The organism is Halopseudomonas salina (genome assembly GCF_014637955.1).
In the GTDB taxonomy this organism is placed as follows: domain Bacteria; phylum Pseudomonadota; class Gammaproteobacteria; order Pseudomonadales; family Pseudomonadaceae; genus Halopseudomonas; species Halopseudomonas salina.
Genome location: NZ_BMFF01000002.1, coordinates 588,514 through 602,757 on the forward strand (window position 1 = coordinate 588,514; position 14,244 = coordinate 602,757).

Sequence of the window (14,244 nt, forward strand, 5' to 3'; positions counted from 1 at the left end):
TATGTTATGGTCATCGAGTAACCTGTGTCGCCTACTACCCAACAGCTGACGAATGATCATGCAAACCGATACCGCTGCAGCGCCAAACTTCACGCCTCTGAACATGGACCGTTGTCTCAAGGTCTGTATCCGCCCCGGCGATCAGCGTTGGCAGGACGCTCCCCAGGCCCCAGTGCGGCGTTGGCCGCTGGAGCGCGAAGCTCCTGAAAGCGGCCAAGTGACCAGCCTGGTTGAATACCTGCCCAAAGCGCAATTCCCGCAGCATGAGCATCCCAATGGCGAGGAGATCTACGTACTTGAAGGTGTTTTCAGCGATGAGAGCGGCGACTACCCGGCTGGCAGTTACCTGCGCAGCCCGGCGGGATCGCGGCACAGTCCTTTCTCCGAAGAGGGTTGTCTGATTTTCGTCAAACTGAATCAGTTTGCGCCAAAGGACAGATCCCAGGTACGCCTGCGCCCCACCGAGCAGTCCTGGGGCAAGCGCGCAGATGGGGCCGTCATAAGCGTGCTACACCGTTTTGCCGGCGAAGAGACAGTGTTGTACAGCTGTGCCGCCGGCCAGGGCCTCGACTTGCCGGCTGGTCCGGGCGAGCTGTTGGTGCTGGCAGGCAGCCTGCAGAGCGCCGGGGGTGACCTGCCAGCATTGACCTGGCTACGCCATCCCGAGCTTGCCGATCACGGTCTGGCCAGCCGCGAGGGCGCCGTGCTGCTGGTCAAATCCAGGGCGTCTGCCAGCGCTCTCTGATTCAGGCAAAGAGCCAGATCAGCGCAATACCCAGAATGATCCGGTAGATAACAAATGGCTGCATGCCGATCCGGTTTATGAATACCAGAAAGAAGTGAATGCACAGAAAGGCGCTGATACCGGACATCACCACGCCGCCGGCCATGAATGCCCAGTCGATAGGTACCGTGGCGTTATACAGATCCCAGGATTTCAGAGCGCAGGCGATAACGATGACCGGAATGGAGAGCAGAAAGGAAAACCGGGCGGTGGCTTCACGGCTCAAGCCGAGCAGCAGCCCGGCTGTCATGGTGATGCCCGAGCGCGATGTACCAGGAAACAGGGCGAGCGCCTGCGCCAGGCCGATCAGCAGCACATCCTTCCAGTTCATCTGATTGACCTCGCGCTTGCCCCGATGCCGCCAGTCCGCCCAGCTTAGCACCAGACCGAATACGATCAGGCCCGCTGCGATATACAGCGGTGACCGTAGCTGCTCTTCAATCGCATCCTTGAAGAGCAGGCCCGCCAGGCCCACCGGAATGGTGGCGAACAGCACGCCCCAGGCCAATCGCGCGTCATCGTTCACCTCACGGTGGGTGACCGACCGTGTCCAGCTGACGGTCATGGCGATCAGGTCGCGACGAAAATACAGCACCACTGCACTCAGGCTGCCCAGGTGCAGGGCAACATCGAATGCCAGCCCCTGATCCACCCAGCCGAATAGCACCGGGGCGAGAATCAGGTGGGCAGAGCTCGAAATCGGGAGAAATTCGGTGAGACCCTGTATTACTGCCAGAACCAAGACTTGCAGCCAATCCATGAAGAGCTATCCATGTGCGAATGTGTCAGGCGGCAATTAAACCATGCCAGGATTACTCAGGCGACTCCTCGAGCGGCTCAGAGAGGAGAATTTTCCGCCTGCTCGGGGAGATAGCGCAGCAACAGGCCGAAAGCTATCGAGCCTTTTCCCTGCAGAGGTATTCTCACAATGTGCCCGTCGCCCGGAGCGACCTTGATCGGCTGGTTCCGGTCATTGTGCATCAGGTCAAGCTTGAAGATATGGTTACCCTCGGGCGTCATGAGCTCCAGCTGGTCACCAGGTGCGAAGCGGTTTTTCACCTCGATGCGCAACCAGCCATCGACGGTTTCCAGCACCTCCCCTACGAACTGATGCCTCTCCATGCGTGAGGCGCCGTGCTCGTAATTCTGATACACCCCTGGCGGATGCCGACGATAGAATCCCTCGGTATAGCCGCGGTTGGAAAGGCTCTCAAGGTCGTCCATCAAGCTCAGGTCAAAGGGTAAGCCGGCAACGGCGTCATCTATCGCACGACGATACGTCTGTACGGTTCGGGCGACGTAGAAATGCGATTTGGTCCGGCCTTCGATCTTCAGTGAGTCCAGCCCCATATCGACAAAGCGTTGCACGTGCTGCACCGCCCTCAGGTCCTTGGAGTTCATGATGTAGGTCCCGTGCTCGTCCTCCTCGATTGCCATGGGCTCATCCGGTTTATCGCTCTGGTTGATCACATGGACAGGGCGGGCAAGCGGCTCGATGTTGCCCTCAGGGGTTTCCACCGCTGGTTGCAGATCATATTTCCAGCGGCAGGCATTGGTACAGGCGCCCTGGTTGGCATCGCGGTGGTTGAAGTAACCGGATAGCAGGCAGCGGCCCGAATAGGCGATACACAAGGCGCCGTGCACAAACACTTCAAGCCCGATATCCGGGCATTGGCGGCGGATTTCTTCCACTTCATCAAGGGACAGTTCACGGGAGAGAATGACGCGTTCAAGGCCCATCTTCTGCCAGAATTTGATTGTCGCCCAGTTCACCGCATTGGCCTGTACCGAGAGGTGTACCGGCAACTCGGGCCAGCGTTCACGGACCAGCATGATCAGGCCCGGATCGGACATGATCAAAGCATCTGGCCCCATTGCCACCACCGGTTCAAGATCGCGCAGATAGGTTGCAACCTTGCTGTTGTGAGCGGCGATGTTACTGGCAAGGTAGAAGCGCTTGCCCAGCGCATGTGCCTCAGCAATGGCTGCGGCCATGACCTCGGGGTTGTGAAAATCGTTCTCGCGGACTCGCAGGCTGTAGCGGGGCTGCCCGGCGTACACCGCATCGGCGCCGTAGGCGAAGGCATAGCGCATGGCTTTCAGCGTGCCGGCAGGGGCAAGCAGCTCTGGGGCGTTGGGCATGGTTGGGCTCCGTCAGCGGGCAATAAAAGGCCGCAAGGGTAGCCTCGCGGTGCTGGGGCCGCATTGATCAAGATCATGTTTGCTTTCTGCAGATGCTCTCGGGTCTATGCCTCGCCAACAGCGGCAGTGATCTGGATGACCAGACTTGTGGGGCATGGCATCTTAACGACTCCAACAAGAACAACAGGGTGGCTGCCATGCGCTGGAAAAATCGACCGGAAGGCTCCAACTGGGGCGACTTTGGCCCCGATGATGAACTGGGTCGGCTGAATCTGCTGACCCCGGAAAAGGTACTCCAGGGCGTAGCGGAGGTCCACGAGGGGCGGAGCTTCTGTCTCAGCCTGCCTCTGGACTATCCAGGCGGTAACGCTCTGAACAAGCTGCGCCACGCGCCCCGGCGCTTTACCTCCGGACGCGGCGACAAGCTCAACTATAACTTTGCTCTAAACCGCCTCAATCCTGATTTTACCGACGTGGTCAGTGACGATGCAGTCCTGCTCTATACCCAGTACTCCACCCAGTGGGACGCGCTGGCGCACGTCGGCGGCCTGTTTGATGCCGACGGCGATGGTGAGGCGGAGCCTCTCTACTACAACGGTTGGCGTGCTGGGGAAGATATCCAGGGTCCCGCCGGGCACGAGGATGCACTGGAGGGCGTAAATGCCAGACGCCTGGGTATCGAGAAGATGGCCGAGACCGCCGTCAGCGGCCGGGCGGTGCTGATCGATCTGCAGCGTCACTGCGGCCACGAGCGCGTGCTGGTGGACCATGCGCGGCTGCAGCAGATCATGCGCGATGACGGTGTTACGGTAGAACCCGGCGACATGGTCTGCCTGTATACCGGCTTTGCCGATGTAATCCTGGGTATGCAGCAGCAGCCTGACGCCGAGGTTCTCGCGTCCAGCTGCGCAGTGCTGGACGGCCGCGATCCCGCGTTGTTGCAGTGGATCACCGATAGTGGCCTGAGCCTGCTGATCGCCGATAACTATGCGGTAGAGGCCTATCCGGCCCGTGAAGGGCAGGGCTGTTGTGCGGCGCTGCCGCTGCACGAGCATTGTCTGTTCAAGCTCGGCATCCATCTGGGTGAGCTCTGGTACCTGACTGAGCTCGCCGAGTACCTGCGGGCGGCCAAGCGTTGTCGCTTTATGCTGATCGCGCCACCGCTACGCCTGCCGGGAGCGGTGGGCTCACCCCTGACTCCGGTGGCGCTGGTCTGATCAACGGTCGGCGCTGACCTGGAAACTGTCGGACAGCTGGTGCAGGCGAGTGGCTGTTTCCTTCACCTGACCCGAACTGGAGCGCAGCGTGCTGATGACCTTGGCCATGGACGCGGTCACTTCCGCCACGTGGCCGGCCTGGCGCCCGTGCTCCTTGCTGTTGGTGTCCATAACCGCAATCACTTCGAATAACTCTTCGACCGTCTGATGCAGGGTGTTGTTGTCATTGGCAGCGTTGTCAGCCTGGGTCAGTTGCTGGTCGACATCGCTGACCCCCTGCTCCATCAGATCAACCGCCTGGTGAGTGGCATCGCGTATCGCGTTGATGCCCTGATTGATTTCCGCCGCGGCACTGGCAGTGCGCGAGGCCAGCGCGCGTACCTCGTCGGCTACAACAGCAAAGCCCCGGCCATGCTCACCTGCGCGTGCCGCCTCGATAGCGGCGTTCAGGGCCAGCAGATTGGTCTGGCTGGTGATGTCGGTGATCATCGACACCATGCCGGCAATCTCGTTGGAGCGTTTGTCCACCTGCTGCACACTGGTGGCTGAGGTTTCAACAATATCGCGGATCTTGCGTGTGCCGTCGGATACCGTTTCCAGTCGGCGCCCGGCCGACTCCACTACCTCGGCCATGGTGCGCTTCATCTGCGCCGCGGTATTCGAGGCGCTGTCGATCGTCTGCACCTGGGCCTCGATCATCCCCAGCATCTGCTGGATGGTCACCGTTACCTCCTCGGCGGTGTCGCTGGCCTTCTGGTTGTGATCAAGCATCTGCTCGCTGTTTTGCAGGGCATGCCGGCTGGCCTGCTTGACGCGGCCAACTATGGTATCCAGGTTGTCGATAAAGCTGTTGGTCCAACGGCCCAGCTCACCGGTTTCGTCGGCCACCAGCCGGCTGGTATCCATGCGCTGGCTCAGGTTGCCCTCGCCCTCGGCGATATTGCGGATGATTTCGGTCATGCGCCCCATGCGTCTGGCCAACTTGCGCGTCCCCAGGCGCCAGAACCAGAAGGCGGAGAACGCCACCACCAGCACATTAAGCGCACTGGCGGCCGGCTGACCCAGGCCGGACCAGGCAATCGCAATCTGGCAACCGCTGATCACCAGCATCAGCAGCAGGAAAAGTTTCATCAGGCTGTAACTCAGTGAACGATAGCGGTACACCTCTTCCAGATCCGCCTCGCACATCATGCCCCAACGATCGGGGGAGCCGGTCAGGCTGAAGGTCACGCCCTTGCCGATCACCGGTATATGCCGATAATCGGAGTAGCCAGGGTAGGTAACAAACAGGTTCTGCCCCTTGCGGATGGTTTCGCGTACCCCCGGGTGCAGCTGCTTGGTGGCAGGGTCGGTGAAGCGCACCTCGAATTCGGTATGCTCGCGCACGCTGACGGTACCGTAGCCGGTCACGATACCTTCCTTGAGATTACCGCCATGGCTGAAGGTGTTGTCTTCGAAGCGCGAGCGTGACAATGCACGACCCGGCTCGATGGCGGGGTCGAAGCGCGACTCCACCATGAACACGTAGTTGTCGCCGGATTCCTGATAGATGTGGCCGGCCTCGCGCTGGATCAGATCACCGAGTACATCGTTGGGTATCCGTGCGCACAGGCAGCATGGCTGATTCAGGTATTGCAGCGGCTGATAGAACATCAGCGTCACTGCATCGTGAAAGCTGGACGTTGAAGGCCCGAGCTCCCTGGTGCGCTGATCGATATAGGGGCCATGTAGGAACGGCGCTTGCAGGCCCTGCTGCATGGCCTTGGAGTCCATAGGTGAGGCAGGTATTTGCTGTGCTGTGCTGATCAGGCAGCGGCCACTCGCGTCGACCAGGAACAACTCGCTGGCGTCGCTGATCTTGCGCATCAGCTTGAGCATTTGCTGGCGCTCGAGCGGGTTGCCGCTGATCTCCAGATCACGGGCGATGCTGTCCAGAGTGGTCCACTGGTTGTCGCACCATTGCTGCAACAGGCGCATACGGGTGTCAGCCACGTTGTTGAAGATTTCTTCCAACTGCGCATAACGGTTGCTGTTGATCCGGCAGGCCCAGCCCATGCCGATCTTGCTTGCAGAACCGAACCAGGGTAGCCAGTTGCGCTCGGCCTCGGTGAGAGCCATTTCTTTACTACGAATGGTCACAGGGAATCTCTCTGATGCAAATGAATAGTACTTCTCTTTGCAAGAAGCGCACCGATCAGAGTCATTAATGCAATTGTTACGAAAAAAGGACCTCTCTAAGCCGCGGGTCTGAGTGCAGATTGCAGGCTATGGTCCATTATGGTGCGAATACGCCTCTCGCAAGGCGGATGTTCGCACCAGAATAATGCATGTCGAGATACGATTTTGTCAGGCGGGGGCCAGGCGGCGGTGCACCCAGGTCAGCCCGATTGCTGCAGCAATCAGCCCAAAGGAGAGAACAAAAAGCATGGTCTCGGTAATGGGCACATAGGGATTGTATGGCATGGCCAGAAAGAGTCCGCCGATCACGAATAATGCGCGCAACGGCCAGTGCAGCAGTCCGCGCTCACTGAGGTCCCCAAGCTTTGGCAAATACCCTTGCAATCCGCCCGCGATCAGAATGATGCCACCGACTGCACAGGTAATAGCCACGATGATCTCCAGCGCGCTGCCCTGCAGCAGCAATGCCGGCTCGAGTACGAAGAAGAAGGGAATGAAGTAGATGATGCTGCCCATCTGCATCGACACGAAGCTGGTTTTCATAGGACTGCTACCGGCCACCGATGCCGCAGCAAAGGCGCCGATTGCCACTGGCGGGGTGATAAAGCTGAGCATGCCCCAATAGAGAATGAACATGTGCACGGCCATCGGATTCATGCCGCCGTTGATGAGCGCGGGGGCCAGGGCGATAGCCAGGAAGATATACGCAGCCGTGACCGGCATACCGATGCCCAGGATAAAACTGGTCAGCGCACCCATGATCAACAAGACCAGCATGTCGCCGCCGGCGATGAATAGCAGGTCGTTGGCGATAGTGCCAGACATGCCGGATACAGCGAGCGCGCCCATGATCAGGCCGACGCCAGCCATCAGGCCGGTCAACTCTGCAAACAGGGCGCCGCAGGCCTCGGCAAACTCCTTGAAGTCCTTCCACTGCCAGCGACTGTGCTTGCGCAGCTGGTTGATCACCAGCAGCAAGGCTGTCGCGTAGAAGGGCGCTATAGCCTCCTGCTTCATGAACAGCAGCATCCAGATCAGAAACCCGAATACAAAGATGTAATGCCAACCCTCCTTCATGGTCTGCTTTATTTTCGGCAGATCTATCGCGGGCAGGCCCTTGAGGCGATTGCGCGCCGAATAGAAGTCGATCTGGATAAACAGGCCGAAGAAATACAGCGCCGAGGGGATCGCGGCAGCCAGTGCGATTTCACCGTAGGGTATATCCAGAAAGGTGGCCATCACGAATGCGGTTGCACCCATTACCGGAGGCATCAACACACCACCGGTGGACGCACAGGTTTCCACGCCTGCGGCGTAGGTCTTGCTGAAGCCGACCTTGCGCATGGCCGGAATCGACAGGGGTCCAGTGGTCAATACGTTGGTGACCACGCTGCCGGACATGGAACCCATCAGGCCGCTAGAGAAGATTGATACCTTGGCCGGACCGCCACGCACCTTGCCGAGCAGGGCGAAGGCCAGATCGATAAAGAACTTGCCGCCACCGGTACGCTGCAGCGCGATACCGAATAACAGAAAGCCGATAACCAGATTGGCGAATGCCTGAGAAGGAATGCCCAGCAGGCTTTCATCGCTGTTGGTGTGATAGATGGCGACCAGGTCGATCGGCGTGGAAATGCCGGCAAAGCTGTCCGGCAGATAGCCCGCCAGCATGGGAAACAGCGAGGCCGCGAATACCACGACGAAAATCGGCCAGCCACCGCAGCGACGGGTGGCTTCCAGGGCGATAGCCCAGGTCAGCAGGCTGATATACACCACGTGCTGCGGTGCCATGTACTCCCAGCCCTCATCAACCGCCTCATTGGAATGGACAATAAAGAATACGCAGCAGGCGATACTGGCCAGACCTAGCAGCCAATCGTACCAGGGTGTGGGATCCACCCGCCGTCCACGGCCAGCGGGAATGGCCACAAAGACCATCGGCAGCATCATCGCCAGCAAGCCATAGATGTATTGGCTGGTCAGCATGGTAAAGCCGGTATAGGCACCCAGATTGAATATCTGGTAGATCGCCAGCGCCGCCGTGGCGACGGCGGTGATACGCAACAGACTGCCAGCCACTGGGTGACGGATGGATTCTTGTTCTTCGGACATGAGCTGCCTCTTGTGCAATCTTGATCGGTTCGGCCGTATAAGGTCGGCGTCGGAGGGGTGTCAGGCTAGCGGCTGAAGCCTGGATCGAATCCGGCGGCTGTCAGTGCCTCCGCCCGCCGCGCCATCCAGCTGCCCTGAAAGGATTGATCGGATTCCAGGGACTCAGAAAGCTGTTGCTCCCACGCATCGGCGAGAATTTGTTGACGCTCCAGCAACCGCTGGTTGTGCGCCTCATACTCCTCACTCCACACGCCCTGCTCGCGGAAATAGCGCACAGCGCCTTCGTGGTAAGGCATGACCCAGTCGAATACCTGGCGGCTCAGCTCCCAGCCTTCGGCACCCGGGGCCAGGGTCTTGAAGCTGGCGTAGTGGTCCTCGACGAACTTGGTCAGGGCATAGACCTCATCGATGCTCCTGTCAGCATTGGTCACCAATATCGGCAGCGCATAACCGCCGCCATTCCAGGGATCCTGTTCTGACACGCCTGCTCCACGGGTTTCGAACTGGGGCAGATAATAGGGGATAACGTTCTTGGCCCGAGCCCAGGCCGCCTTCTCATCGGCAGTTTCATTGGGCATGTCCAGCCAGTTGATACCCCGCGGACTGGCGGCAATACGCTCCATCAGGGGCGTGCGAGTTGACATGGGCATTACATCGGCATGACCGTTGATGATGGCCTCAATGGCTTCATTGGTGCCTGATGCATCCACGCGGCGCACGTCGTCCCAGGTCAGGCCACCATAGGCAAGAACGGCCGATGTGATCATGTTGATGGAATCAGCGCCGCGGATGAATATCACCTTCTGGCCTTTGAGGTCTCGGGGGTGCTCGAGATCGGTATCGGCTGCGGCGGCCAGACCAAAGCTCTGGGTTCCCTGAGAGGCGAGGACCATCCGGATAGGTTGGGGCCCCCAGTCGGGCTTGTTAAACAGGAAAATGCCTTCCTGGCCGAAGTAGCTTGCGATACCGCACAGGCAGTATCCGGCGCGCCCAGTCTTGAGGGGGATCATACGGGACACATCGTTGCGTCCAGGCAGAATACGAATATTGCTGCCTTCTTCGAATTTAAGCAGACCACCCAGGGCCGCGGCCTGGGCATAGCCGGCGGCGCCAGTACCGTAGGCAGTCCAGACCATGACGCGGGGAAGGGCAGATTCAGCTGCGGCACTTGCGGGTAGAGCCAAGGCCAGAGCTAGGGTGGTGGCGAATCGGTATAGGGAGAATCGCATAGATTAGACCTTTTGTGTTTCGCTGTGCGGAACATTGTTGTATTTGTGTTTCGCTCATCAGAACAACATTTTACTTGTGGGGAGACACAATGCAAAAGGCTGTACGTAATGAAAGGTTAACCAGGCGGGGGAGAATGTTAATAAATGATACAGGCTGTTGCTGTCAGCAAGCTGCCAGCCGCAAGCCGCAAGCCGCAAGCCGCAAGCCGCAAGCTACAAGCTACAAGCTAACCCCCAAATCTAAATCCAAATCCAAATCCAAATCCAAATCCAAATCCGGAATTCAGGTCAAAAAAAACCCCGACTCTCGCGAATCGGGGTTTTCTTGCAGCTTGAAGCTTGTCGCTTGCAGCTGATCCTTACACCTTGCTTTCCAGTTCCGGAATCGCTTCGAACAGGTCGGCAACCAGACCGTAGTCGGCAACGCCAAAGATAGGTGCTTCTTCATCCTTGTTGATCGCAACGATTACCTTGGAGTCTTTCATGCCAGCCAGGTGCTGAATGGCACCGGAGATACCAACGGCGATGTACAGCTGCGGCGCAACGATCTTGCCGGTCTGACCAACCTGCATGTCGTTGGGCACAAAGCCGGCATCGACGGCGGCACGGGATGCACCTACGGCGGCGCCAAGCTTGTCAGCGAGCGTGTAGAGCATCTCGAAGTTTTCGCCGTTCTGCATGCCGCGGCCGCCGGAAACGACGATCTTGGCACCAGCCAGCTCGGGACGGTCGGACTTGGCCAGTTCTTCGTTGACGAAGCTGGACACGCCTGCATCCTGCGCGCTGGATACGGCTTCAACGCTGGCGCTGCCGCCTTCGGCAGAAACCGGATCGAAACCGGTAGTACGTACGGTGATGACCTTGATCGCCGCATCGGACTGCACGGTAGCGATAGCGTTACCGGCATAGATCGGACGCTTGAAGGTATCGGCGCTTTCCACGTCGGTGATCTCGGAGATCTGGTCGACGTCGAGCAGGGCAGCAACCCGCGGCATGTAGTTCTTGCCGTTGGTGCTGGCCGCGCAGATTACGTGGCTGTAGTTCTTGCCCAGTTCGGCAACCAGCAGCGCGATGTTCTCGGGCAGCTGGTGGCCATAGGCAGCGTTGTCTGCCAGCAGGACCTTGGTAACGCCTTCGACCTTGCCTGCTTCGTCGGCAACGGCTGAGCAGCCTTCACCGGCTACCAGCAGATCGATATCGCCGCCAATGGCCTTGGCCGCAGCAACGGTATTCAGGGTCGCAGCATTCAGCGCGGCGTTGTTGTGTTCGGCAATAACCAAAATTGTCATTTAGATCACCTTGGCTTGGTTCTTCAGTTTGTCGACCAACTCGTCCACAGAACCTACTTTGATACCGGCACTGCGAGCGGTGGGGGCTTCAACCTTGATAGTCTTGACCGTGGAAGCGGTGCTGACACCCAGATCATCGGGCTTGAGCACTTCCATCGGCTTCTTCTTCGCTTTCATGATGTTCGGCAGCGAAGCATAACGCGGCTCGTTCAAGCGCAAATCGGTAGTCACAATGGCAGGCAATTTCAGATCAACTGTCTGCAGGCCGCCGTCGATTTCACGGGTAACCTTTACGCTTTCACCGGAAACGTCTACGGCAGAAGCGAAAGTGCCCTGACCGTAACCGCTCAGTGCAGCGAGCATCTGACCGGTCTGATTGTTGTCAGAGTCGATAGCCTGCTTGCCGAGAATGACTAGCTGAGGCTGTTCCTTGTCGACTACTGCCTTGAGCAGTTTGGCAACCGCCAGCGAACTCAGGTCTTCGGCGCAATCAACCAGTATGGCGCGATCGGCACCCAGGGCCAGGGCGGTACGCAGCTGCTCCTGAGCAGCGGTCGGACCAATGGACACAGCGATAACTTCAGTCGCTACGCCTTTTTCTTTCAGGCGTACGGCCTCTTCCACAGCAATTTCGCAGAAGGGGTTCATGGACATCTTGACGTTGGCGAGATCGACACCGGTATTGTCCGCTTTGACGCGAACCTTGACGTTGTAATCAACCACGCGCTTAACGGCGACGAGGATTTTCATGGACGCTAGTCCTCCACAAGTCTATGGGACGCCCGGGGGCGCATGACAATTAAGGGGTTGCATAGGATACCGAGCCAATACACAGCCCGATAGTGCCAATTTGCTAAAATACATGGCAAAAGTGCCGGAATAACGGCGAAATTGCCGTTATTCCGGTAGAGATGTCGCTTAGGCCACACTCATCAGCTTAGCGTAAGCTTCGAGATGATGGTCGTCATCACCCAACTGATGGCTAATCATTACCAGACGCTTGGCGTAGTGAGCGAGGGAATATTCCCAGGTCATGGCGATACCACCATGCAGCTGGATTGCCTCTTCGGCAACCTTGCGTGCAGAACGGTTAACCAGGAACTTGGCTGCGGTCAGGGTACGGGTACGCTCGACACTGTCTTCTTCGCTTGCAACGCAGGCAGCAAGAATGGTCATCGAGGTAGCCTGCTCCAGCTCTGTACGCATATCTACCATACGGTGCTGCAGTGCCTGGAACTTGCCGATCGGTACGCCAAACTGCTTGCGCTGCTTGAGGTAATCAAGCGTCACATCGCAGGCGACTTCCATGGCGCCGATAGCTTCAGCACACAGGGCAGCGATCGCGCGGCCAGCCTGGTAGGTGATAGCCGGGAAGGCTTCGCCAGCTTGGCCGAGCAATTCGCCAGGAGCATTGTCCAGGAACAGCTCACAACCTTTGCGGCCATCAACAGTAGCGTATTCACGGCGGGTGACACCGGCGCCCTTGGGGTCAACGATAAACAGGCTGATGCCTTTCTCGTCACGAACATCACCTGCAGTGCGCGCGGAGACCAGGATCTTGCCAGCGGTGTGACCACCGATGACTACAGCCTTGCGGCCGCTCAGGGTCCAGTCGCTGCCGTCTTGCTTGGCAGTGGTCTGTACATCGTTGAGCAGGTAGTGGCTGCTCGGCTCGTCCAGTGCGACGGCGGCCTGCAGTTCACCGCTGGCAATGGCGCCCAACAGCTCGTCCTTCTGGCTGTCCGAACCCAGTTGGGTAATCAGACCGCCGGCCAGGATGACCGACTCCATGTAGGGCTCAAGGGTAATACCGCGACCCAGCTCTTGCATGATCAGCATGTTTTCCACACCGGTACCGCCAAAGCCACCGAGTTCCTCGGGGAAGGGAATGGCGGTCAGGCCCAGCTCACCCATCTGTTGCCAGAATTCGGGGCTGAAACCGGTTTCGCTGGCGCTGAACTTCTCGCGCTTGTCGAAGGTGTAGGCGTCGCGTACCAGACGCGCCGCGGTTTCCTGCAGCATCTGTTGCTCTTCTGTGAGTTTGAAGTCCACGACTAATCTCCTACAGTTCCAGAATCATTTTAGAGACGATATTCTTCTGGATCTCGTTGGATCCGCCGAAGATCGACAGTTTACGCATGTTGAAGTAATCGCCTGCCAGCGCTGGGCTGGACTCGCTGTTCAGCATGTCGCCGTCAAAGTCATATTCCAGCTCTTCCGGCAGGAAGGGCAGTGCGTACGGCCCGATAGCCTTGCGCAGCAGGTTGGTGATCGCCTGACGGATTTCGGTGCCCTTGACCTTGAGGATCGAGCTCTCTGCACCGGGGACGCCACCTTCCTTCGCTGCTGCAATGATACGCAGCGTGCTCATCTCGGCGGCCATCAGTTCGATTTCCACCTGGGCAACCTGGGCGCGGAAAACCGCATCATCAATCAGCGGCTTGCCGTTCTTGTGCTGCTGGGTAGCCACTTTTTTCAAGTGGGTCAGGGCAGCCTTGGACGCGCCAATGCCGGCCAGGCCGGTGCGCTCGTGGGTCAGGAGGTACTTGGCGCAGGTCCAACCCTTGTTCTCTTCACCAACCAGGTTCTCTACCGGTACCTTGACGTCGTCGAAGAACACTTCGTTGACTTCATGGTCGCCATCCAGGGTGATGATCGGACGTACGGTGATGCCCGGGGTGGCCATGTCGATCAGCAAGAAGGAAATGCCACGCTGCTGCTGGGCTTCTGGGTCGGTACGAACCAGACAGAAAATCCAGTTGGCGTGCTGCCCCAGAGTAGTCCAGGTCTTCTGACCGTTGACGATGTAGTGATCGCCTTCACGGACCGCACGGGTTTTAAGCGACGCAAGGTCAGAACCAGCACCTGGCTCGGAGTAACCCTGACACCACCAGTCTTCACCTGACAGGATGCGCGGCAGGTAATGTTGCTTCTGCTCTTCGGTACCAAACTTGATGATTACCGGAGCAACCATGTTTACGCCAAAGGGAACGGTGCGCGGCGCGCCGTAGGCGGCGGACTCTTCATCGAAAATGTGCTTCTCGACGGGGCCCCACGTGGTGCCGCCGAATTCAACCGGCCAGCCTGGCGCGTACCAGCCACGCTTGGACAGAATTTTCTGCCAGCGCTCGTGGTCTGCCTTGGACATGTTCTTGCCAGTTTTGACTTTGGCAGCAATGTCCTCGGGCAACTCGTTCTTCAGGAACTCCCGCACTTCATCGCGGAAAGCGAGTTCTTCTGGGGTGTAATGAATGTCCATGTCAGGTCCTCGTTGAAATACAGTTCCGGGCCTG

General features: G+C 58.5%; 11 protein-coding genes. 2 read left to right on the forward strand and 9 right to left on the reverse strand.

From position 1 onward, the window contains the following. Positions 1–58 precede the first annotated feature (58 nt). Entirely contained in the window at positions 59–745 is a 687-nt protein-coding gene (locus IEV54_RS06665; RefSeq protein WP_188434349.1) for a cupin domain-containing protein, read from the forward strand. Between the two features lies 1 nt (position 746). Here IEV54_RS06665 and IEV54_RS06670 read toward each other — a convergent pair whose 3' ends face one another. Then, positions 747–1,544 (reverse strand): undecaprenyl-diphosphate phosphatase, encoded by a 798-nt coding sequence (locus IEV54_RS06670; RefSeq protein ID WP_150276545.1) that lies wholly within the window; start codon positions 1,542–1,544, stop codon positions 747–749. A gap of 77 nt (positions 1,545–1,621) precedes the next feature. Then, positions 1,622–2,926 carry a prephenate-dependent tRNA uridine(34) hydroxylase TrhP gene (trhP, locus tag IEV54_RS06675; RefSeq protein ID WP_150276546.1) on the reverse strand — a complete coding sequence of 435 codons (1,305 nt, stop codon included), beginning with the start codon at positions 2,924–2,926 and terminating at the stop codon, positions 1,622–1,624. A 197-nt stretch (positions 2,927–3,123) separates the two neighbouring features. On the opposite strand from trhP, the gene IEV54_RS06680 reads away from it, so the two are divergent. Further along, positions 3,124–4,143, forward strand: a complete 1,020-nt coding sequence (locus IEV54_RS06680; RefSeq protein ID WP_150276547.1) for a cyclase family protein — start codon at positions 3,124–3,126, stop codon at positions 4,141–4,143. Here IEV54_RS06680 and IEV54_RS06685 read toward each other — a convergent pair whose 3' ends face one another. The 7 genes from IEV54_RS06685 to IEV54_RS06715 all read right to left on the reverse strand — a co-directional run bounded on the left by IEV54_RS06685 (position 4,144) and on the right by IEV54_RS06715 (position 14,210). Beyond that, positions 4,144–6,261, reverse strand: a complete 2,118-nt coding sequence (locus tag IEV54_RS06685; protein ID WP_150276732.1) for a methyl-accepting chemotaxis protein — start codon at positions 6,259–6,261, stop codon at positions 4,144–4,146. It lies immediately after the preceding gene. A 228-nt stretch (positions 6,262–6,489) separates the two neighbouring features. Beyond that, entirely contained in the window at positions 6,490–8,433 is a 1,944-nt protein-coding gene (locus IEV54_RS06690; RefSeq protein WP_150276548.1) for a TRAP transporter permease, read from the reverse strand. A gap of 65 nt (positions 8,434–8,498) precedes the next feature. Then, entirely contained in the window at positions 8,499–9,662 is a 1,164-nt protein-coding gene (locus IEV54_RS06695; RefSeq protein WP_150276549.1) for a TAXI family TRAP transporter solute-binding subunit, read from the reverse strand. A 359-nt stretch (positions 9,663–10,021) separates the two neighbouring features. Then, positions 10,022–10,951, reverse strand: coding sequence for an electron transfer flavoprotein subunit alpha/FixB family protein (locus IEV54_RS06700; protein ID WP_150276550.1), 930 nt, complete (start codon positions 10,949–10,951; stop codon positions 10,022–10,024). Next, positions 10,952–11,701 (reverse strand): electron transfer flavoprotein subunit beta/FixA family protein, encoded by a 750-nt coding sequence (locus tag IEV54_RS06705; RefSeq protein WP_150276551.1) that lies wholly within the window; start codon positions 11,699–11,701, stop codon positions 10,952–10,954. A 168-nt stretch (positions 11,702–11,869) separates the two neighbouring features. After that, complete coding sequence (locus IEV54_RS06710; protein ID WP_150276552.1) at positions 11,870–13,003, reverse strand: acyl-CoA dehydrogenase family protein; 1,134 nt, start codon at positions 13,001–13,003, stop codon at positions 11,870–11,872. Positions 13,004–13,013: 10 nt separating this feature from the next. Next, positions 13,014–14,210, reverse strand: a complete 1,197-nt coding sequence (locus IEV54_RS06715) for an acyl-CoA dehydrogenase family protein (RefSeq protein ID WP_150276553.1) — start codon at positions 14,208–14,210, stop codon at positions 13,014–13,016. Between the last annotated feature and the right edge of the window lie 34 nt (positions 14,211–14,244).